25 protein-coding genes are annotated in these 21,424 nt (G+C 39.6%); 8 read left to right on the forward strand and 17 right to left on the reverse strand.

Features of this window, described 5'->3' with window-relative positions:
- Positions 1 to 160: 160 nt before the first annotated feature.
- The 4 genes from trmB to HMPREF2933_RS02740 are packed head-to-tail and all read right to left on the reverse strand — an operon-like array spanning position 161 to position 3,415.
- On the reverse strand, positions 161 to 796 hold the full coding sequence (gene trmB / locus HMPREF2933_RS02725; protein WP_003033795.1) for a tRNA (guanosine(46)-N7)-methyltransferase TrmB: 636 nt from the start codon (positions 794 to 796) through the stop codon (positions 161 to 163).
- Positions 793 to 1,590, reverse strand: a complete 798-nt coding sequence (gene ccrZ, locus HMPREF2933_RS02730; protein WP_070241539.1) for a cell cycle regulator CcrZ — start codon at positions 1,588 to 1,590, stop codon at positions 793 to 795. Before ccrZ ends, trmB begins: the two co-directional genes overlap by 4 nt.
- Positions 1,591 to 1,640: 50 nt before the next feature.
- Complete coding sequence (locus HMPREF2933_RS02735) at positions 1,641 to 2,687, reverse strand: ABC transporter permease (RefSeq protein ID WP_024052173.1); 1,047 nt, start codon at positions 2,685 to 2,687, stop codon at positions 1,641 to 1,643.
- A complete protein-coding gene (locus HMPREF2933_RS02740) occupies positions 2,684 to 3,415 on the reverse strand; it encodes an ABC transporter ATP-binding protein (protein ID WP_024052174.1) in 732 nt (243 codons plus the stop codon). The genes HMPREF2933_RS02735 and HMPREF2933_RS02740 overlap by 4 nt, the downstream gene beginning before the upstream one ends.
- 68 nt (positions 3,416 to 3,483) lie before the next feature.
- Between HMPREF2933_RS02740 and HMPREF2933_RS02745 the strand changes: the two genes are divergently transcribed.
- Together HMPREF2933_RS02745 and HMPREF2933_RS02750 are read left to right on the forward strand one after the other, a co-directional pair.
- On the forward strand, positions 3,484 to 3,894 hold the full coding sequence (locus tag HMPREF2933_RS02745; RefSeq protein ID WP_024052175.1) for an HIT family protein: 411 nt from the start codon (positions 3,484 to 3,486) through the stop codon (positions 3,892 to 3,894).
- 9 nt (positions 3,895 to 3,903) lie between these two features.
- The gene (locus tag HMPREF2933_RS02750) at positions 3,904 to 4,191 is read left to right on the forward strand and encodes a hypothetical protein (protein WP_024052176.1); all 288 of its coding nucleotides are present in this window, start codon (positions 3,904 to 3,906) and stop codon (positions 4,189 to 4,191) included.
- A gap of 46 nt (positions 4,192 to 4,237) precedes the next feature.
- Here the strand turns inward: HMPREF2933_RS02750 and brpA are convergent, their stop codons facing one another.
- The 5 genes from brpA to HMPREF2933_RS02775 all read right to left on the reverse strand — a co-directional run bounded on the left by brpA (position 4,238) and on the right by HMPREF2933_RS02775 (position 8,559).
- A complete protein-coding gene (gene brpA / locus HMPREF2933_RS02755) occupies positions 4,238 to 5,353 on the reverse strand; it encodes a glycopolymer--peptidoglycan transferase LytR (RefSeq protein WP_024052177.1) in 1,116 nt (371 codons plus the stop codon).
- Positions 5,354 to 5,360: 7 nt separating this feature from the next.
- Positions 5,361 to 5,882 (reverse strand): GNAT family N-acetyltransferase, encoded by a 522-nt coding sequence (locus HMPREF2933_RS02760; protein ID WP_024052178.1) that lies wholly within the window; start codon positions 5,880 to 5,882, stop codon positions 5,361 to 5,363.
- A complete protein-coding gene (gene tsaE, locus HMPREF2933_RS02765) occupies positions 5,875 to 6,315 on the reverse strand; it encodes a tRNA (adenosine(37)-N6)-threonylcarbamoyltransferase complex ATPase subunit type 1 TsaE (protein WP_024052179.1) in 441 nt (146 codons plus the stop codon). The genes HMPREF2933_RS02760 and tsaE overlap by 8 nt, the downstream gene beginning before the upstream one ends.
- A gap of 86 nt (positions 6,316 to 6,401) precedes the next feature.
- Positions 6,402 to 7,841 carry an NCS2 family permease gene (locus HMPREF2933_RS02770; protein WP_024052180.1) on the reverse strand — a complete coding sequence of 480 codons (1,440 nt, stop codon included), beginning with the start codon at positions 7,839 to 7,841 and terminating at the stop codon, positions 6,402 to 6,404.
- A 118-nt stretch (positions 7,842 to 7,959) separates the two neighbouring features.
- Positions 7,960 to 8,559: a DUF1361 domain-containing protein gene (locus tag HMPREF2933_RS02775; protein ID WP_024052181.1), complete on the reverse strand. Its 600-nt coding sequence runs from the start codon at positions 8,557 to 8,559 to the stop codon at positions 7,960 to 7,962.
- Positions 8,560 to 8,665: 106 nt separating this feature from the next.
- Here HMPREF2933_RS02775 and HMPREF2933_RS02780 point away from each other — a divergent pair, with 106 nt between their 5' ends.
- The 6 genes from HMPREF2933_RS02780 to serS all read left to right on the forward strand — a co-directional run bounded on the left by HMPREF2933_RS02780 (position 8,666) and on the right by serS (position 14,646).
- Positions 8,666 to 9,478: a Cof-type HAD-IIB family hydrolase gene (locus HMPREF2933_RS02780; protein WP_003025986.1), complete on the forward strand. Its 813-nt coding sequence runs from the start codon at positions 8,666 to 8,668 to the stop codon at positions 9,476 to 9,478.
- Between the two features lie 476 nt (positions 9,479 to 9,954).
- Positions 9,955 to 10,944 carry a PTS sugar transporter subunit IIB gene (locus HMPREF2933_RS02785; RefSeq protein ID WP_070672464.1) on the forward strand — a complete coding sequence of 330 codons (990 nt, stop codon included), beginning with the start codon at positions 9,955 to 9,957 and terminating at the stop codon, positions 10,942 to 10,944.
- 17 nt (positions 10,945 to 10,961) lie between these two features.
- A complete protein-coding gene (locus HMPREF2933_RS02790) occupies positions 10,962 to 11,765 on the forward strand; it encodes a PTS mannose/fructose/sorbose transporter subunit IIC (RefSeq protein WP_070672467.1) in 804 nt (267 codons plus the stop codon).
- A 19-nt stretch (positions 11,766 to 11,784) separates the two neighbouring features.
- The gene (locus HMPREF2933_RS02795; protein WP_070672470.1) at positions 11,785 to 12,696 is read left to right on the forward strand and encodes a PTS system mannose/fructose/sorbose family transporter subunit IID; all 912 of its coding nucleotides are present in this window, start codon (positions 11,785 to 11,787) and stop codon (positions 12,694 to 12,696) included.
- An 87-nt stretch (positions 12,697 to 12,783) separates the two neighbouring features.
- A complete protein-coding gene (locus tag HMPREF2933_RS02800) occupies positions 12,784 to 13,155 on the forward strand; it encodes a DUF956 family protein (RefSeq protein WP_003025992.1) in 372 nt (123 codons plus the stop codon).
- Between the two features lie 213 nt (positions 13,156 to 13,368).
- Positions 13,369 to 14,646 carry a serine--tRNA ligase gene (gene serS, locus HMPREF2933_RS02805; RefSeq protein ID WP_024052185.1) on the forward strand — a complete coding sequence of 426 codons (1,278 nt, stop codon included), beginning with the start codon at positions 13,369 to 13,371 and terminating at the stop codon, positions 14,644 to 14,646.
- A gap of 40 nt (positions 14,647 to 14,686) precedes the next feature.
- On the opposite strand, the gene HMPREF2933_RS02810 is transcribed toward serS, so the two are convergent.
- The 8 genes from HMPREF2933_RS02810 to fabG form a co-directional block, all read right to left on the reverse strand.
- A complete protein-coding gene (locus HMPREF2933_RS02810) occupies positions 14,687 to 15,346 on the reverse strand; it encodes a VTT domain-containing protein (RefSeq protein ID WP_024052186.1) in 660 nt (219 codons plus the stop codon).
- A gap of 112 nt (positions 15,347 to 15,458) precedes the next feature.
- Complete coding sequence (locus HMPREF2933_RS02815) at positions 15,459 to 16,229, reverse strand: acetyl-CoA carboxylase carboxyl transferase subunit alpha (protein ID WP_024052187.1); 771 nt, start codon at positions 16,227 to 16,229, stop codon at positions 15,459 to 15,461.
- Positions 16,226 to 17,089 carry an acetyl-CoA carboxylase, carboxyltransferase subunit beta gene (gene accD, locus HMPREF2933_RS02820; protein ID WP_024052188.1) on the reverse strand — a complete coding sequence of 288 codons (864 nt, stop codon included), beginning with the start codon at positions 17,087 to 17,089 and terminating at the stop codon, positions 16,226 to 16,228. Before accD ends, HMPREF2933_RS02815 begins: the two co-directional genes overlap by 4 nt.
- Before the next feature lie 20 nt (positions 17,090 to 17,109).
- Entirely contained in the window at positions 17,110 to 18,477 is a 1,368-nt protein-coding gene (locus tag HMPREF2933_RS02825) for an acetyl-CoA carboxylase biotin carboxylase subunit (protein WP_024052189.1), read from the reverse strand.
- 17 nt (positions 18,478 to 18,494) lie between these two features.
- Complete coding sequence (fabZ, locus tag HMPREF2933_RS02830) at positions 18,495 to 18,917, reverse strand: 3-hydroxyacyl-ACP dehydratase FabZ (protein WP_070241535.1); 423 nt, start codon at positions 18,915 to 18,917, stop codon at positions 18,495 to 18,497.
- Entirely contained in the window at positions 18,914 to 19,393 is a 480-nt protein-coding gene (gene accB / locus HMPREF2933_RS02835) for an acetyl-CoA carboxylase biotin carboxyl carrier protein (RefSeq protein WP_024052191.1), read from the reverse strand. Before accB ends, fabZ begins: the two co-directional genes overlap by 4 nt.
- Positions 19,394 to 20,626: a beta-ketoacyl-ACP synthase II gene (fabF, locus tag HMPREF2933_RS02840; protein ID WP_024052192.1), complete on the reverse strand. Its 1,233-nt coding sequence runs from the start codon at positions 20,624 to 20,626 to the stop codon at positions 19,394 to 19,396.
- A 62-nt stretch (positions 20,627 to 20,688) separates the two neighbouring features.
- The gene (gene fabG, locus HMPREF2933_RS02845; protein ID WP_024052193.1) at positions 20,689 to 21,423 is read right to left on the reverse strand and encodes a 3-oxoacyl-[acyl-carrier-protein] reductase; all 735 of its coding nucleotides are present in this window, start codon (positions 21,421 to 21,423) and stop codon (positions 20,689 to 20,691) included.
- Between the last annotated feature and the right edge of the window lies 1 nt (position 21,424).

A 21,424-nucleotide genomic window follows, 5' to 3' on the forward strand; every position in this document is an offset into this window, starting at 1 on the left:
AGGTTGTAGATGAAGAAAACGAAGTTTTCGCCAAAAGTGCTCTTCCGAGCTTGAACAGCGAATGAAGAGCCCAATCACCTACTGCGTTATTCCTTTATTACTAAATCTGATAGAAGCTGGGACACTTTTTGCCCAGCCTCTTTCAATTATCTATTTCACCTTAAAACTCTGCCTCAACCCGATAGATGACTTGACCTTTGTTGACAAATTTTTTCTCGTACTCTGTCAGCACATTATCTTCAAAGTCGCTCGCGTGTAAATCTAACCAAACACCATTTAGTTTCATCCCGTATTGAGAAAAGCTCACTAAGCTATATTCAAAAAGACCACGATTATCTGTTTTGAAATGAATCTCACCATGTTCTGGTAAAATTTGCTTAAAGGTATCGAGAAAAGATTTGTAGGTCAAGCGCCGTTTTTCATGGCGTTTCTTGGGCCAAGGATCAGAAAAATTCAGATACAAACGATCAATCTCTCCATTTTCAAAGTAGTTGGTCAAATCAGAACCATCTACCCAAAGGAGCTTGATATTGGGAACATCAGTTGCTAAAACCTTATCCAAGGCGTAACTCAAAACGGATTTTTGAATATCAATTCCGATATAGTTAATTTCTGGATGAGCTTTTGCCATTTCTGAAACAAACGCACCCTTTCCACTTCCCACTTCAATATGAATGGGGTGCTTATTCCCAAAAATCTCATGCCACTTGCCCTTTGCTTCAGCAGGATTTAAAATTACATATTGTGGGTTTGCTTCTAGTAATTCCGTCGCCCCTTTACGATTTCTAACTCTCATGACACCTTTTTCCCGTATTTTGAACGGAAGTTACGTAGTGCATAAATCTCCCGATTCACATTTTCCAAGTCTGCATTTTCATAATACTTAGCAATCTGACATAGGTAAGCATACTGACCATACCAGTACAATTTTTTCAATACCGTTTCATTATACCGATAGCCATAGTAGGTCAACCATTCTTTCCAACGCACCTCTGGAATATAATGGCTTAATATATGAGCCACATCAAACATACGATCTGTCAATCGAACAGAATCCCAATCTACTAAATACACCAATCCACTATCTGTCTCAATCCAGTTACTATGACGCACATCGCCATGCACAATTGTTGCATAATCCTCGCGAAATTGTGGTAAATGACTACGCATATCATTTAAAACCGACCGCAAGTAATGATTATTTCCAATTGCCAATGGTGCATGTTCTAACCAAGATTCCAATAAATCTGCTGGCGTCTCCAAAGCATAACCCAACCGACGCAACTGTGTCATCAAAGGACGTGAACGATGCAGCCGTGTCAAAATATTTACAATTTGCTTTTTGTCCATTTCAGCTGGTGTCAAGATCTTTCCTGACAGCCACTCTTGCGCACTCATAACGTTGCCATCTGCCATGCGACGACTCCACAATAGTTGTGGTGCAATTTGTTCTCTAGCTAAACCTACTAAGATTGGGGTTGTATTCATCTTGACGAAAACGCGCGCCCCATCTGGATAGGTGCCCATGTAGGCTTTTCCACTCTTGCCTGCAATCGGCGTCAGAGTTAGCTCATTATCAACCAAGTCCATTATTCCCCTCCGTAAAAAGTTTCCTATCTATTTTACTAATTTTACTTCCTTTAGTCAACCAAACTTCTTAATTTAAATGGTAAATAGATGAAATAAAGTAGCAATGTAATTCCAATCATAAAAAGCAAAGCTACTCTATCTTGGAAAAACAACAAAGCCATCATTGTTTCCACAAAAAGCACGCTGTAGCCAATAAGAATAATCACTTGTTTCACTCCTTTTAATTTCAATCCAGTTTCCAAAGGAAATAAGAACGTCAAATATTGATAATCAAAAGCATTGTACAAGGCTGTCAACTGAAATAGCAAGAGATAATTCAACAAAGCCACGAAAATAGCCGCAATCCATGATTGACTGATAAAGCCAATTCCCAAAAGAGACAGAAACAGCAACCGTATAGTCAAGGCCAGAAAATCACCATTTCGTAAATAAGAACGCAAATATATATTTTGCCAAGTAGTTGACTGTCTTTTGGGTAGAATATTTGTCAAACCATCAAGATACGCACGGCGTTTCACACTATTAGAAATTCCTTTGACATTGGTAAAGAGAGCAAAGAAACGTAGGATTGTCTGCTTACGTCTTTCTTCATAAGCAATGAGATAACTCCAATTCACCCCTGCACCTTGGTAAAATTTTTGACTTTTCTGCAAAAATACGAACCATTTTGCTATCAACATAAGAAAAACAAGAATAAACCAGCCCCAAAGCGGCATGCCTAAGGCAAGAAAAAGCGGTACTAATAGTAACAACACAACGGTTTGAAGCAAGACCCATAATCGATAAGATAAACGCGTTTGTTCTTGTAGGTAGCTTTTTAATTCCTCTTCTTTGACCAATAAAAACAGACTATCTGGTTTTTCCATATAAGTCGCGATTCGTCCCAAAGGCAATAATAAGAACAAAAGAACCACTAAAGCAAGAATGATTGGCAGGTGATTTTTAGGAAAATTTCGTAACAGTTGACTGTATTGAACAGCTAAAAAGCCAATAAAGACCAATAAAAAGAGGACAAAATGGTCATTAAAAACATAGCGTGAATACTTCAAACATTGATTGCGAAATACTTGCCTGCGCTTTTGAAACAGATTTCTCATAAGCTCGCCTCTTCTGTCAAAACTAGATAAATGTCATTGAGACTAGCTTCTGGCATGGCAAATTCTGCTCGTAATTCTGCTAAATTGCCTTTAGCTCGGATTTCTCCCTTATGCAATATCACGAATGAATCACACATCTTTTCTGCCGAATCCAGCACATGCGTACTCATAAGAATTGACTTGCCTTTTACCTTTTCATCCTCCAAAAGCTCTATCAAGTCAGCAATGGCAACTGGATCAAGTCCTAAAAATGGTTCATCAACGATAAAAAGGCTGGGGTCAACCACAAATGCACAGATAATCATGACTTTTTGCTTCATCCCCTTAGAAAAATGCACCGGAAACCAATCTAATTTTTCTTTCAAGCGAAACATCGTCAATAATTTTTCCACGCGTGCAAAAGCCACCTTTTGCTCCACATCATAAGCCATAGCAACCGTTTCAATATGCTCGCGCAGCGTTAATTCCTCATACAAACTAGGTGTTTCCGGAATAAAACCAATTTTCTTACGATAAGCCGTAGGACTATCTTGCAGTTTGGCACCGTCAATTAAAATTTCACCTTTATAAGGAGTTAAAAGTCCGATAATTTCATTGATTGTAGTGGATTTACCCGCACCATTCAAACCAATCAACCCCACCAGTTCCCCATTTCCTACTGTGAAACTGATGTCTTTTAAAACAGGGATATTCACATAGCCCCCTATAAGCCCTTTTATTTCTAACATATTTTCTCCAAATTCTGGTATAATGTTCTTATATTATAACAAAATCTAACAAAGTAGAGGTAAATTTGATGGCAGATTGCATTTTTTGTAAGATTATTGCAGGAGAAATTCCAGCTTCTAAAGTATATGAAGACGATGTAATTCTAGCATTTTTAGACGTCTCACAAGTAACGCTCGGACATACCTTGGTTGTCCCTAAAAAACATTTCCGCAACATGCTTGAAATGGACGGTGAAGCTGCCAGTCAACTCTTTGTACGTATTCCAGATATTGCTCGTAAAGTGATGAAGGCTACTGGTGCAAAGGGGATGAATATCATCAATAACAACGAAGAAATTGCCGGTCAATCTGTCTTCCATACACATGTCCATTTAGCACCACGCTATACAGAAAATGATGATTTAAAACTGACTTTCGTGGCGCACGAACCAAACTTCCCTGCTCTTGCAGAATTAGCCGAAAAAATTTCAAAAGCATAAGGAGAAACCATGAAACTTAGTAATCTATTATTATTCACCGGTGCAGCTGCAGCCAGCTTTTTCCTTGTTAAAAATAGAGAAAAACTCATGAACGAGGCTGTTGAAAGTTATGAGCTAATGGACAGGATTCAAGACAATCTACAAAATATTCAACGAAATCTCCAAGTCGTTCAAGAGCAAAAAGACAATCTCCAAACAATTTCACAGGATTTGACTTACCAATTCAAACTTTTTGAGCAAGACTCTACTGCTCGACTTCAGCAAATTCAAGATATCTGGAAGGCTCACATCAACTAAGAAGTTAAAAAGAATTTAGACACACGCTAAATTCTTTTTTATTATGTCATTGTCCGTATTGACCATAATACTGTCCATTTTGATCTGTTCCATAAGGATTGCTTGAATACGCAGAAAAATCAGCAGCACCAGTTGTTGCGTCATTTCCTAACTGACCGGAACTAGGAGCAGCACTGCCATACAATTCTTCATATAAAACCGCATTGGTTTCCAATTCAGTCACTTCGTCCAAGCCAAGCGATTTTCTCAGAACATTTTGCATTTCCAACATATGCTCCGAAGTTACGATTTGGTAAGATCCACCGTCTGGTAAAGTGGCACCCTCACCTTTCAATTGCTTACTTTCAATATTTTTAAAAGCATCTTGGTAACCTAATAATTGCGGAATACTGCCAGAAGACAACTCTACATTGGTCTGCATATTGTTGCTAACAGCTTTTAAAATTGCTTGATAGTGGCTGACACTGTTTAAGCTCAGCACTTTTTGGACTACTTTTTGAATCACTTCACGTTGGCGCTTTTGACGTCCATAATCCCCTTCCGGATCTTGATAACGCATGCGAGAATAGACCAGTGCTTGATCACCATTGATATGTTGTTCCCCTGGTTCAACAACTGCTTTATATTCTGGCTCGTTTTCTTCAATCGAGATAGGAAAACCAAGGGTGTTATTGACCGTAATGCCCCCAACAGCATCAACTAATTGTACCAGACCTTTCATATTGATAAGCACAGAGCGGTCAATGTGAATATTCATCATCTTTTGCACTGTGGAAATAGCTAAATCAGCTCCACCATTTGCATAAGCCGCATTAAGCTTTGCTTGCGTTGTCCCATCAGCGGTTTTAATTTTGGTAAGAATATCCCTTTCCAAACTCATCATTGTCGTTTTTTTTGTCTTAGGATTAACTGTTACGAGAATCATGGAATCACTATTTCCAGCCCACCGATCTGAGCGTGATCCACTACCTGTATCTACCCCCATCAAAAGCAAGGTCAAAGGTTTGGTAGCGGCAATCACATTTGTTTCTTTCCCAAAGCTTTTATAAGTCTTAGACAAAGCATCTGTTGATTGGTTATAAATCGTAAATCCATAAACGCCTAGTCCTGCAACCGTTACAAGACACAAGCTCAAAAACATTAAGATAATTTTTTTAAACATATTTATTCTAATCTATCAGTTTTCCCATTAGGTAAACATCAAGAAATTTCCCTTCTGAAAGATAGGCTCCTCTTTTTTGAATGCCCTCAATCTCAAACCCAAACGCTTGATACAAATGAACCGCCCGCTCATTTCTGACTTGTACGGTCAATTCTAATCGTCGAATCACTTCAGAATTCTCTGCCCAGTCTATCGCTTCTTCTAGAAGAAATTTCCCTAAGCCTTGATTCCAAAATGCTCTTTTAACCACGATAAAGACCTGCCCGATATGGCGAATTCGCTCATGAAAATCAGCTGTAATGCTCACAAGCCCAGCAATTTCATTATCTAATAGTGCAATTAGATAAATCTGGTTATCTGACGCGGCTTGATGTTGAATGAAAGAGCTCATCTGCTCTTCTGTCATCAAAATCCCTGCGTCATCTAATGTCATGTAATCTGATTCTTTTCCAACTTGATTAAGAAAATCAATTAAAGATTTGGCGTCTTGAGGTTCTGCTTCTCTTATAACTAGCTCTAACTCAGCCATTGACAAATTCCTCAAGCAGTTTCTCAGCTCGATGTCCTTTTGCATCAAAGACCAATTCTCGACCATCATTTTTTCTTAAAATTGTCAATTTGAGATAGTCACTTGGCAAACTATCTCCCAACAATTCGCCCCATTCAATAACCGTCACTCCATCTCCAAAGAGAAAATCGTCTAAATCAATAGAATCTGGATCTTCCCCAATGCGATAAACGTCCAAATGATAAAGCGGCAGGCGTCCGTCATATTCTCGTACAATAGTGTAGGTCGGACTTTTGATCATTTGTTTGATACCCAGTCCACGCGCTAAACCTTTGGTGAAGGTTGTTTTCCCAGCACCCAAGTCACCCGTTAAAATCAACACATCTTGTTTTTGGAGTAAAGCACCCAATTTCTCGCCCCACGCCATCAACTCATCTTCATTATGGCTAAACATTCTACTATTATATCAAAATTTTTCTGTTTCTGCTAAAATTTGACAAAAGAAAAGCTAGTTCCAAAGAACTAGCTATTTCCCAATCATTAAGCCAAAGCTAGACTAATAAAGTTTAGGATAAATAAAGCATCCAATACCCAGATAATAGGGTGGACTTCCTTGGCTTCACCTTTGATGATTTTCACAAAAGTATACATGATGAATCCTACGGCAATACCATGAGTAATACTATAAGTAAAGCCCATAAAAATAGATGTGAAGAACGCTGGTACTGCTTCTGACAAATCATCCCATTCGATATCTTTCATGCTGGAAAGCATCATAATTCCCACAATGATAAGAATAGGGGCTACCGCTACTGTTGGTACAATAGCAAGAAGTGGACTAAAGAAACTTGACACAGCAAACAAAGCCGCAACGACAAGCGCTGTCAAGCCAGTACGACCGCCCGCTTCAATTCCAGCTGCACTTTCTACATAAGTCGTAACATTTGAAGTTCCTGCAATCGCACCAATCGTTGTACCAACCATGTCTGAAAATAATGCCTTATCCATTTTAGTTTGAAGGCCAGACGAATCTTTAGCAGCTTCTTCATCTGCAATGTTAAAGATGCCCGCTTTGCGCCCTGTACTAATCAAAGTTCCAATATTATCAAAAATATCTGTTAATGAAAAGGCCAAAATAGCTAGAAGCACTTCTGGAAGGCGAGCTGGTTTTGCAAACAAAGCCAACAAGCCATCTTTACCTAGTGCCGCACCAAAAATCTTTCCTAAATCCTGAACAGCAGCACCGATATTATTGGAAGCAAAATTGATCTTTGAAAGGTCTACGACCCCTACCAAAATGGCTAGGATTGTTGTTGCTGCAATGGAGAGAACAATCCCTCCGCGAATGCGTTTGAGAACAAAGAAAATGGTGATGAAAATTCCAAACAAAGCTACAAGAACAGCTGGGTTGTTAAAATCTACCAAGCCCGGCGTTGCCATTCCATTGGCTGTAATAGCTGCTTGTGCCTTATCAGCACCTTTTCCTGTAACGCTATAAGTTCCCGGATCAATTGAGAATTTTAAAAGTCCAGCTTTTTTAACTCCAATGTAAGCTAGAAAAATCCCAATCCCACCAGAAATAGCATATTTTAAACTTTCTGGAATTGCATGAATAATAATTGTACGAACTTTGGTTAGCGTAACAATAATGCTGATAATCCCACAAAGGAAAACCATGGCAAGTGCTTCTTGCCAAGTATACCCCAGTGCAAACACAACGGTATAAGTAAAGAAAGCATTCAGTCCCATACCAGGCGCCTGAGCGTAAGGAATGTTGGCATATACAGCCATCATCAGCGTCCCTGCAACAGTCCCAATGATAGTCGCCAAGAAAACACCTTGTGCTGGCATGCCTGTTTGACTAAGCATTTCAGGGTTGACAAAGAGAATATAACTCATTGCAAAGAAAGTGGTTAAACCAGCAAGAACTTCTGTACGAACAGTCGTACCGTTCTCTTTTAGTTTAAAAAACTTGTCCATTTTTAAAATCTCCTTAAATTTTACGAACGATAGTGGATATAATATCACAAAATATTCACGATTTCAATAGAAGTTTTAAAAATAAACAAATTAATTCAATGTTTTATACAGAAAATATTTATTTAGACTGATTTTTACTCAAAAAGACCAAGGACATGATTTGAATAAAGGTAAACCCTAAAATGAATAGCAGGCGCTCCCTTTGCAAAGCAGCTGTCAATCGCTCAAAGACTAATGTAGGATGACTGACTAGATCCCAAGAATTGAGCCGATCATAGCGACCAATGTAAATCGCGAGACTCGATAAAAATGAGACAGCTCCAATAGCCAAATATTCCAGACACCATTTGAGCTTCAAATAGCCCGAAATCAAATTCCAGCTCTCTATTCCGCATAGAACCCCGAAGAAAATACTTGGAACAAAGGCCATAAAAAGATGCAGACTTTCTCGATTCCACAAGGTATCACTCACCCAGTGCATGTGTACCAAGTCTGTAATCATATAGAACGTATTGGGATAAAACATCAGCCAAAGAATTGCTACAGGTAAGAAAAACCATTTTTTCTTAAATTGAATGGCTATAAAAGCCGCATCATAGGCAACCAAAGCTAGAAACATATTCCAAATCAAATCTGGACCTTTTGTCAAAATTCCTTCGGCATAAACGATGGCAGAAATAATCGCAAAGAAAATATGAATGATAATTGTTTTACGCATACTCGATTTCCTCCTTCATTACATAAGAAAACATTATATCACAAATTCTGCACTTTCATCTTAAAATCTGCTATAATAGAAAACAGCACAAATGAAAGAGTAGACTATGACAAAAAAAGTAATTGCAGTAGATTTAGACGGAACCTTGCTCAATTCTGACAGCAAACTATCTGAATTTACAAAAGAAACAATTAAAAAAATTTCTAAAAAAGGACATCATGTTGTCATCACAACTGGACGCCCTTATCGAATGGCACGGGAATTTTATAAAGAATTGGAGCTACACACTCCAATGATCAACTTTAATGGCTCTTTGACCCATATCCCTGAGAAAAAATGGCAACAGGAAAGATGTATCACTTTAGATAAGGAATATCTATTAGACATTGTCAAAAGGAAGGAAGAAATTGAAGCAGACTTCATTGCTGGAGAATATCGAAAGAAATTTTATATCACAGCTCCCAATGAAACGATTGCCGACCCGAAATTATTTGGTGTAGAATCTTTTCAACCTGAAAATCAATTTAATCCAGAATTGGTTACCAAAAATCCCAACTGTATCCTTTTGCAAACGCATGCCAATGATAAATATGCTTTGGCGGATGAGTTGAATCAATTTTATCAACAACAATTATCTATCAACACTTGGGGCGGTCCGCTCAATATCCTTGAATGCACTCCAAAAGGCGTCAACAAAGCTTTTGCTTTGAAATATTTATTAGAGGTTCTGAACGTAGAGCGAAAAGATTTGATTGCTTTTGGTGACGAACACAATGATACAGAGATGTTAGCTTTTGCAGGTACTGGCTATGCCATGAAAAACGCTAGCCAAACACTTCTTCCTTACGCAGATGAGCAACTTCCGCTGACCAATGACCAAGACGGAGTCGCTCATCAATTATTGAAACTATTTTTATAATGAGACTTAGAGTTGGACAGGTTTTCTGCCCGACTCTTTAATATTTACACGTAATCTTCCCAGATTTCATTTTTCTGCAACTGATTGTGCACTAGCAATCATGGGGCGGTCTCATCAGCTGTTGATTTTCAATTATTTTCTATCAGTTTATTTATGCCATAAATTAAATATTATAAATTTTGTTTTTTAAATTTAAAATGTTTCTAGATTTTTTATTGATTCTCCTCTTTCTTCTTCAATAATTCATGTAGATAGAATTATTTTTTTCAAAACTTTCATTATTTTTCCAATCGCTTTTCAAAGTTAATATATTGTTTAAATTGCTATTTTTGTCCGTTTACAATCTGTCAAAAATATGAAAGATTTTGATTTTTTAGCTCAAACTATTGCATTTTTCATGAAAACGTTTTATAATTAAGTAGTCTTAAATTTTTCTTAAACTTAAGTCAAACATTTTATAAGGAGGAAAGACAATAATGAGTATCGGAATCATTATTGCAAGCCATGGTGAATTTGCTGCTGGTATTCATCAATCAGGTTCTATGATTTTTGGTGAGCAAGAAAAAGTTCAAGTTGTAACTTTTATGCCAAATGAAGGTCCTGATGATTTGTATGCTAAGTTCAATGACGCTGTGGCTGCTTTTGACGCGAATGATGAAGTTCTAGTTTTGGCTGACCTGTGGAGTGGTTCTCCATTTAACCAAGCTAGCCGTGTAATGGGTGAAAATCCTGACCGTAAGTTCGCGATCATTACAGGTTTGAATCTGCCAATGTTGATTCAAGCTTATACAGAACGAATGATGGATGCCAATGCTGGCGTTGACGCTGTTGCCGCAAACATCATCAAAGAAGCCAAGGACGGAGTGAAAGCTCTTCCTGAAGAACTAAATCCTGTAGCTGAGGTAGCAAGTGCACCGGCTGCACCAACTGCTCAAGCTGCTATTCCAGAAGGAACCGTTATCGGCGATGGCAAGTTGAAAATCAATCTTGCTCGTATCGATACACGTCTTCTTCACGGTCAAGTTGCAACTGCTTGGACACCAGATTCTAAAGCAGACCGTATCATTGTTGCTTCTGACTCCGTATCAGCTGATAAACTTCGTAAAGAGTTAATCAAACAAGCTGCTCCTGGTAATGTCAAAGCAAATGTTGTCCCAATTGACAAATTGATTGCGGTAGCAAAAGACCCCCGTTTTGGTAACACACATGCACTGATTCTTTTTGAAACTCCTCAAGATGCACTTCGTGCTGTTGAAGGTGGTGTCGATATCAAAACACTCAATGTTGGCTCAATGGCTCACTCAACTGGTAAAACAATAGTCAATAACGTTTTGTCAATGGACAAAGACGATGTTGCAACCTTTGAAAAATTGCGTGACCTCGGAGTGGAATTTGACGTACGTAAAGTGCCAAATGACTCCAAAAAAGATTTGTTTGACTTAATTAAAAAAGCCAACGTTCAATAATGGAAAGGATTTAGAATATGTCAATTATTTCTATGATTTTAGTGGTCTTCGTTGCCTTTCTTGCTGGACTCGAAGGAATCTTGGACCAATTTCAATTCCACCAACCACTTGTTGCTTGTACCTTGATTGGTCTTGTAACAGGACACTTGGAAGCAGGTGTAATACTTGGTGGTTCACTACAAATGATCGCTCTTGGTTGGGCAAACATCGGTGCTGCGGTTGCGCCTGACGCTGCCCTTGCCTCTGTTGCTGCCGCTATCATTATGGTACAAGGTGGAGACTTTACAAACAAAGGTGTTGCTGTCGCAACTGCTGTTGCTATCCCACTTGCTGTTGCTGGTCTTTTCCTTACAATGATCGTACGTACTATCTCAGTTGCCCTTGTTCACGGTGCTGATGCTGCTGCTAAAAAAGGTGACATCGCAGGCGTAGAACGCGCTCACTTATTTGCTCTTGTCCTTCAAGGTTTGCGTATCGCTCTTCCTGCTGCACTTCTACTTGCTATTCCAGCTGAAGCTGTACAAAACTTACTCGCAATGATGCCTGCATGGTTGTCAGATGGTATGGCTATCGGTGGTGGTATGGTCGTTGCCGTTGGTTACGCTATGGTTATCAACATGATGGCAACTCGCGAAGTATGGCCATTCTTTGCTATCGGTTTTGCACTTGCAGCTGTTAGTCAATTAACCCTTATCGCTCTTGGTACAATCGGTGTTGCAATTGCTCTTATCTATCTGAACCTTTCTAAAAAAGGCGGAAATGGTGGTGGCGGTTCTGCTACATCAAGCGACCCAATTGGTGATATTTTAGAAGACTACTAAGAAAGGAGCTACTAATATCATGACAGAAAAAATTCAATTATCAAAATCAGATCGTCAAAAAATTTGGTGGCGTTCAACTTTCTTGCAAGGTTCTTGGAACTATGAACGGATGCAAAACTTAGGTTGGGCTTATGCATTAATTCCAGCTATCAAAAAACTTTATACTAAAAAAGAAGACCAAGCTGCTGCTCTTGAACGTCACTTGGAATTCTTCAACACTCACCCATACGTAGCTGCTCCTATCATTGGTGTGACACTTGCCCTTGAAGAAGAAAAGGCTAACGGTGCTGAAATTGACAACACTGCTATCCAAGGGGTTAAAATCGGTATGATGGGACCTCTTGCTGGTATCGGTGACCCAGTCTTCTGGTTTACTGTTCGTCCTATCCTCGGTGCTCTTGGTGCTTCTCTTGCCTCAACAGGAAACATCATGGGTCCAATCCTCTTCTTCGTTCTTTGGAATCTTATCCGTATGGCCTTCTTGTGGTACACTCAAGAACTTGGTTACAAAGCTGGTTCTGAAATTACTAAAGACATGTCAGGTGGCATCCTTCAAGACATCACTAAAGGAGCTTCAATCCTTGGTATGTTTATCCTTGCTGTACTCGTTGAACGCTGGGTAAACGTAAGCTTTGCCCTTCAACTTCCTTCAACAAAACTATCTGAAGGTGCTTATATCAACTTCCCTAAGGGAGCTGTAACTGGTTCTCAACTGCAAAAAATCTTAGGTGATGTTGCAAATGGACTTAGCTTAACTCCTGAAAAAGCAAACACACTTCAAGGACAATTGAATTCATTGATTCCTGGTTTGATGGGGCTTCTCCTTACTTTCCTTTGTATGTGGTTGCTTAAGAAGAAAGTTTCACCAATCACTATCATCATCGGACTCTTCATCGTTGGTATCATTGCCAAAGTTATTGGTTTGATGTAAACATGGAAAAAGAAGGTTTCGGCCTTCTTTTTTATTGACAATAAATGTGCTATAATAGAAAAGATAATAGATAAACGAGGATTGAACATGGCACAGTCACAAAATACAAAAATTGATTTTCAAACAACAGGAACTTCTTATCTGGGAATTGGAGGGAAAGTTGGTAAATTCTTAGTTGGAGATAAAGCGCTCGAATTTTATGCAGATGCCAATGTCGAAGACTATATTCAAATCCCTTGGGATACTATCCATCAAATCGGTGCCAATGTGTCTGGCAAACGAATTAGTCGTCATTTTGAAGTCTTTACCAATAAAGGAAAATTCCTTTTCGCTTCAAAAGATGCTGGAACTATTTTGAAACACGCTCGAAATCATATCGGTAATGAAAAAGTCGTTAAACTACCGACACTGATTCAAACAATTGGTCAATTTTTTAAAAATCTATTTGCAAAAAAATAAGAATTCTTGTATAATTATAGGAAACGGATAAGTAAATCTAGTATCTCTTTCAGAAAGTCTGCGGCAGCTGTGAGCAGATAGGGAGCTAGCTTGAAATTCTACCGTGATACTAATTTCATAAACAATCAAGTGCACTTATGTGAAGTTGGATGGAACCGTGGCTCTGCCACTCCAACACTTTCCATAGATGCATTTTTATTTAAGGAGGTTCTGATGTTAGATATTAAACGCATTCGCACAGATTTTGATATCATCGCAAAAAAACTAGCTACTCGTGGCGTTGACGCTGCAACACTTGATAAAATGAAAGAGTTTGATAGCAAACGCCGTGAACTCTTGGTCAAGGTTGAAAATTTAAAAGCAGAGCGTAACACGGTTTCAGCAGAAATTGCCCAAGCGAAACGTAATAAAGACAATGCTGATGATAAAATTGCTGCCATGCAAAAATTATCTGCTGAAATTAAATCATTAGACGCAGAGTTAGCAGAAATTGACGCTATATTAACCGAGTTTACAACGACTTTGCCAAATATTCCTCACGATAGTGTGCCGGTAGGTGCTGACGAAGACGATAATGTAGAAGTTCGCCGTTGGGGGACGCCACGTGTGTTTGACTTTGATGTAAAAGCTCACTGGGATCTTGGTGAAAATCTTGATATTCTCGACTGGGAACGCGGGGCAAAAGTAACCGGCGCTCGCTTCCTCTTTTACAAAGGATTAGGAGCTCGTCTAGAACGCGCTATTTATAATTTCATGTTAGACGAGCATCAAAGAGAGGGCTACACAGAAGTCATTCCTCCTTACATGGTTAATCACGATTCTATGTTTGGTACTGGTCAATATCCAAAATTCAAAGAAGATACTTTTGAAGTGAGCGACACTAATTATGTTCTCATTCCAACTGCTGAAGTTCCTTTGACAAATTACTACCGAGGGGAAATTTTAGACGGGAAAGACTTGCCAATCTACTTCACAGCCATGAGTCCGTCTTTCCGTTCTGAAGCTGGTTCTGCCGGTCGTGACACCCGTGGTTTAATTCGTTTACATCAATTCCACAAAGTAGAAATGGTCAAATTTGCCAAACCAGAACATTCTTATGAAGAATTAGAAAAAATGACCGCTAATGCTGAAAATATACTGCAAAAATTGAATCTTCCTTACCGTGTCGTTGCACTTTCTACAGGGGATATGGGCTTCTCTGCGGCGAAGACCTACGACTTGGAAGTCTGGATTCCAGCTCAAAACACCTATCGTGAAATTTCTAGCTGTTCCAATACCGAAGATTTCCAAGCTCGTCGCGCTCAAATCCGTTACCGTGACGAAGCAGACGGCAAGGTCAAACTCCTACATACTTTGAATGGATCTGGTCTTGCAGTTGGTCGTACCGTTGCAGCTATTCTTGAAAATTATCAAAATGAAGACGGCTCCGTCACTATTCCAGAAGTACTTCGTCCATACATGGGCGGTGTGAAAGTGATTGCTCCAAAATAACATAAAAACTCTGAGATTTTCAAATCATCTCAGAGTTTTCTTATCTCTTCATTTGATTGTTTCGCTTTTTAATCATTGCACTTCGAACCACACTTATCACAGTTGGGAGTAAGGTGACAATGACAATTCCCAAAATAATCGCTGAAAAATGAATTTTCACAAAGGGAATATTCCCAAAAAGATAGCCTGCCCCTGTCGCAATCAAAGACCAAGACAAAGCAGCAATAAAAGCTCGTTTCAGAAAAGACTGAACAGGGAATTGGCTAATACCTGCTACAAAAGGCACAAAGGTGCGAATAATAGGAATATAACGTCCTAAAATAATGGAAGTAGATCCATGTTTTCCAAAATACACTTCTGCTTCTTTGATATTTTCTTCTTTTATCAATTTACTGAAAAATTTATAATGTACAAAACGATAACCCAAGGTTCTGCCAATGAAGAAATTACAGGTATCGCCAACAAAAGCTCCCACAAAAAATAGAAGCATAAAAAGTAGAACATTAAAATTCATTGCTGGATTAGCTGATAGAGCGCCTGCAGCAAAAAGTAAGCTGTCTCCCGGCAAGAATGGAAATACTACCGCAGCTGTCTCAATAACAATCACCAGAAACAAAATCAAATACGTCCAGCCACCTACAGCATGAGCAATCTTATAAATGTGTGCGTCAATATGCAAGATAAAATCAATAATAAACATCTCTTCTCCTTTTGTCCATTCTCTATTATAGCAGAAAATATTATAGAAAAGCGTATTTTAAAAATAAAAAAACAGAAGTAAACGGTACAAGCCAATCCACTTCTGATTTTTATTAGTATTTTCGAAATCGTTGGTAACGTGCTTCTAAAAGTTGTTCAAGTGGTAGTTGAGACAAATTTGCTAATTCAGCGACTATTTCTTGTTTCACAGCATACAATAAATCCTGATTGCTAAGCCCTGCTTCTGGAATCACCTTGTCCACTACTCCCATATCAAGAAGCTCATGAGAAGTGATTTTCATGAGTTCTGCAGCTTCCATAGCACGACTGCCGTCTTTCCACAAGATAGAAGCAAAACCTTCGGGACTAAGCACCGCGTAAATTGAATTTTCTAGCATCCAGACCTTGTCTGCAACAGCTAAAGCTAGTGCTCCTCCAGATCCGCCTTCACCGATAATAATAGCGATAATCGGCATCTTTAAATCGCTCATCTCGAGCAAATTACGCGCAATAGCTTCTCCTTGACCGCGCTCTTCAGCCCCAACTCCCGGATAAGCACCGGCTGTATTGATAAACGTAACGACAGGACGACCAAATTTCTCTGCCTGCTTCATCAAGCGAAGTGCCTTTCGATAACCTTCTGGATGAGGTTGTCCAAAATTCCGTTGCAAATTATCCTGTAGATTGCGCCCTTTTTGAATCCCAACAACGGTGATGGGCTGACCATCTAAAGTTCCGATTCCACCTATAACCGCTCCGTCATCTTGAAAAGAACGATCGCCATGTAATTCAATAAAATTCTCGCAAATTCCTTGTGCAAAATCCAAAGCTGTCAATCGTGCCTGATCTCGTGCTTCTTTAATAATTCGGGTAATCTTTGTCATTGTTCACCTCCATGGAAAGCCAAGAGCATTGCAATGGTGGAGCGCAATTCCAAACGTTTGACAATAGCATCAACAAAACCATGTTCAAACAAAAATTCTGCCTTTTGGAAGTCATCTGGCAATTTTTCACGAACGGTTGTTTCAATTACTCGGCGACCTGCAAAGCCAACAAGCGCTTGTGTCTCAGCCAGAATGATGTCTCCTTCCATGGCAAAAGAAGCCGTCACCCCACCCGTGGTCGGGTCTGTTAAGATCGTCAAATAAAACAAACCAGCATTAGAATGGCGTTTCACTGCTGCGGATACTTTAGCCATTTGCATCAAACTCATAATGCCTTCTTGCATGCGAGCGCCACCAGAAGCTGTAAACAAAGTGACTGGCAACTGATGTTCTGTAGCATATTCAAAAAGACGAGTAATTTTTTCTCCAACGACTGTTCCCATAGAAGCCATGATAAAGTTGGAATCCATGATCCCCAGTGCAGTTTTTTGACCACCGATTGTCGCAATTCCTGTCAATACCGCTTCATCCAAACCTGTTTTTTCACGGACAGTCCTTAATTTTTCACGATATTTAGGAAACTTCAAGGGATCTGATGTTTCAATTCCTGTAAATAATTCCTCAAAACTATTGGCATCTACCGTTAAATTGAGGCGTTCAAAAGCTGAAATACGAAACGTATAGCCACATTGCGGGCAAATCCGTTCACTTCCCAAATCTTTTTGGTAAATGATATGCTTACATCCTGGACACTTTGAAAACAGTTCATCCGGAAACTCTGGTTTCACTTGAGGTTTCTCACGACTGGAACGGTTTGGATTGATCCGAATATACTTATCCTTTTTGGAAAACAAAGCCATGACTTATATCCTTTACTCCTCTACTTTTTCTTTTGATAAGCTGGTAAAAATTTCTCCATAAGAAAAGCTGTATCATAATCGCCAGCAATGACATGTGGGTCTGAAATCAAATCTAACTGAAAACCGCTATTTGTCACAACGCCGTCGATTTCTAATTCATAGAGCGCACGCTGCATTTTCATAAGTGCATCAAAACGATTTTCACCATGAACAATAATCTTGGCAATCATGCTGTCATAATACGGCGGAATCGTGTAGCCAGGATAAACTGCAGAATCCACACGCAACCCCACTCCCCCACTAGGTAGATAGAGATTGGAAATCTTTCCCGGACTTGGTGCAAAGTTAAATGCAGGATTTTCTGCATTGATTCGGCATTCAATCGCGTGACCTGTTATATGAATATCTTCTTGGTTAAAAGGCAGCTCTTGCCCCGCAGCAATTTTTATTTGCTCCTTGACAATATCCACTCCCGTTACAAATTCCGTTATCGGATGCTCCACTTGGACACGTGTATTCATTTCCATGAAATAAAATTCTCTTTTGTCTTCGTCAAATAAGAATTCAATCGTTCCAGCGTTTTCATATCCGACAGATTTTGCAGCTCGAACAGCTGCTTCCCCAATCTTCTGACGAAGCGTTTTGCCAATCGCAACCGACGGACTTTCTTCCAGCACTTTTTGATTATTTCTTTGAAGTGAACAATCGCGCTCGCCTAAGTGGACAACATGACCATGTTGGTCAGCCAAAATTTGGACTTCAATATGCCGAGCCGGATAAATAACCCGCTCCATATACATGGCGCCATTTCCGAAAGCCGCTTTGGCTTCTCTGGAAGCCGATTCAAAGGCGGCCACTAAATCTTCCACCTTTTCGACTTTCCGAATGCCTTTGCCACCACCGCCAGCAGAAGCTTTCAGCATGACTGGATAACCGATTTTTTCTGCAACCGCAAGTGCTTCGTCTGAAGTATGAACTTCGCCGCTAGAACCTGGAATTACAGGCACATTAGCCTTAATCATCTGAGCACGCGCATTGATTTTATCACCCATTAAATCCATTACCGCTCCCGAAGGACCAATAAATTTAATGCCAACTTCCTCGCACATGGTCGCAAACTTAGAATTTTCACTCAAAAAGCCAAAACCCGGATGAATTGCTTCAGAGCCTGTTAAAACAGCTGCTGACAATACTGCATTCATATTGAGGTAGGATTCTGTCGACTTTGCCGGACCTATACAAACCGCTTCATCCGCCAGTAAAGTATGGAGAGCTTCTTTGTCAGCAGTAGAATAGACTGCTACTGTCGCAATCCCTAACTCTCTAGCTGCACGAATAATTCTGACCGCAATTTCCCCACGGTTGGCAATTAAAATCTTACGAAACATGGTGAAATCTCCTTTTCTTACTGTCCGAGGGCAAAAGTCAAAGTACCACTCGCTGCCAACTTCCTATCAACTTCTGCTTTCGCTTCCACAACCGCAATGGTGCCACGACGCTTCACAAACTTCGCTGTCATGATGAGCTGATCACCAGGAACAACTTGTTTTTTAAATTTCACCTTGTCCATTCCAGCATAAAAGACCAATTTCCCTTTATTTTCTTCTTTGGATAATTCCAAAACACCGGCTGTTTGAGCCAAAGCCTCCATAATGAGAACTCCCGGCATGACAGGATATTCAGGGAAATGTCCGTTGAAAAAAGGCTCATTGATTGTAACATTTTTAAGTGCTACAATCTCATCTTCTTTCACTTCCAACACACGATCAACCAACAGCATAGGGTAACGATGTGGAAGAGCTTCTTTTATCGCATTGATATCAATCATTTAATCCGCACCAAACCTTTCCCAAATTCGACCATTTCTTCATTTTGGACAAGGATTTCCGTCACAATACCGTCCTTAGGTGACGGAACTTCATTCATCACTTTCATGGCCTCAATAATCATCAAGGTTTGCCCTTTCTTCACTTGGTCGCCAACGGAAACAAAAGAAGGTTTATCAGGACCTGAAGCAAGATAAGCAACTCCAACCAATGGACTTTCTACTACATCGCCTTCAGCTGTTAGCACTTCTGGACTAACCGTTTCCTCCACAATTGGAGGAACAGTTGGCTGGGTAACTTCGACTTGTGAAACAAGATTGGTGTTCACTATTGAATCCTCTGCAGAAGGAGCAATTGATTCAACTGTTCTTTCATTTTTACTGAAGGTTAATTCATCACTTTGATTTTTATAAGAAAATTCACGCAGACTTGATTGGTCAAATTGAGCCATCAAATCTTTGATTTCATTGATATTCATTTAAGCCTCCCAGCGCTTGAATGCAAGTACAACATTGTGCCCACCAAAGCCAAAGGTATTTGAAATCGCATATGGAATATCATGTTCTTGCCCTTGACCATAGATGACATTCGCCTCGATATCATCTGAAAGTTCTTGCGTTCCTGCAGTCATCGGTACAAAGTTATGACGCATTGCCTCAATCGTTGCAATAGCTTCTACTGCACCAGCTGCACCAAGAAGGTGACCTGTGAAAGATTTCGTAGAAGAAACCGGTACTTCTTTCCCAAGAACATTAACAATCGCTTGACTTTCACCTTTTTCATTGGCTTGTGTAGAAGTTCCATGAGCATTCACATAGGCAATATCTGAAGGTTGTAATCCTGCTTCTTCAATGGCTAGTTTTATAGCTTTAGCAGCCCCTGTACCAGCTGGTGATGGTGTTGTCATGTGATAAGCGTCACAAGTATTTCCATACCCCACAATTTCTGCTAAAATCGTTGCCCCACGTTTTTCAGCATGTTCTAGACTTTCAATTACCAAAACACCTGCCCCTTCTCCCATTACAAATCCATTCCGATCTTTATCAAATGGAATAGACGAACGTTTTGGATCTTCATTTGTAGAAAGAGCTGTAAGAGCTGCAAAACCTCCGATGCCAATTTCGTTGATAGAGCATTCAGAACCACCTGCTAAAACAACATCTTGAAAACCAAATTTGATTTCACGGAATGCTTCTCCAATAGCATCATTAGAAGACGCACAAGCAGTTGTAATAGATTTACATACCCCATTAGCTCCCACACGAATAGCGATATTTCCGGCTCCCATATTTGAAAGTGCTTTAGGAATGAAGAGCGGTTGGATACGATTGGCTCCTCTTTCATGCATTCGGATAATTTGATCTTGCAATTCTTTTAAGCCACCAATCCCACTAGATACAATGACACCAAACCGATCATGGTCAACTGTCTCGGCATCTAGATGAGCATTTTCTAACGCTTCTAAAGCTGCATGAATGGCATAAATAGAATACATATCCATACGATTTTTGTCTTTTTTAACAAAATGTTTTTCTAGCGGGAAATCTTTAATTTCTGCTGCATTATGTACACCAATCACACTAGGATCAAAATTCGTAATTGGACCAATACCAATCTTCCCTTCTTTTAGACTATCCCAAAACTCTTCGGGTGTGTTTCCAATAGGTGAAGTTACTCCATATCCTGTTACAACAACTCGATTTAGTTTCATTTCAAACTCCTTTATTAAGAAAATATATCACATGCTTAAAACTCGTACGTTTTAGTCATCTTCTACCTCATGGTTAACCCGCCATCAATGGCAATGACTTGCCCAGTTAAATACTCTTGACGAGCTAGAAAGGCTGCCACTTCTGCCACTTCGCTGGTATTTCCAAAACGTTTCATTGGAATTTGTGCTAACGTAGCTTCTTTCACTTTATCAGACAAAACATCAGTCATATCTGACTCAATCATACCTGGCGCAATAGCATTCACTCGTACATTGCGGGCTGCTACTTCACGCGCTACAGACTTAGTAAATCCAATCAGTCCAGCCTTAGAAGCTGCATAATTTGCTTGACCGACATTACCAATCAAACCAACCACACTTGATACATTGATAACAGCACCTTGACGAGCTTTCGACATTGGCTTCAAAACCGCTTGAGTCATATTAAAAGCACCAACAAGATTCACTTTCAAGACCTGTTCAAAATCTTCCTCTGTCAGTTTTAGCATGAGTTTATCTTTTGTAATCCCTGCATTATTGACCAGAATATCCACGCTTCCAAGTTTTTCGATAGCCTCTTCTACCATCCGCTTGGCATCCGTGCTATCTGACACATCACCAGAAATCGGAATCACTTGTGCCCCATAATCTGAAAATTCAGAGACGAGTACCTCATCAATCTCACGGCGACCGTTTAAAACAATGTTGGCACCTAGACTCGCAAACTTATGTGCCATTGCAAAACCAATTCCACGTGTTGAACCAGTTATAAAAATATTTTTACCTTTCAGTTCCATA

It is taken from the genome of Streptococcus sp. HMSC066F10 (assembly GCF_001813805.1).
GTDB lineage: Bacteria > Bacillota > Bacilli > Lactobacillales > Streptococcaceae > Streptococcus > Streptococcus vaginalis.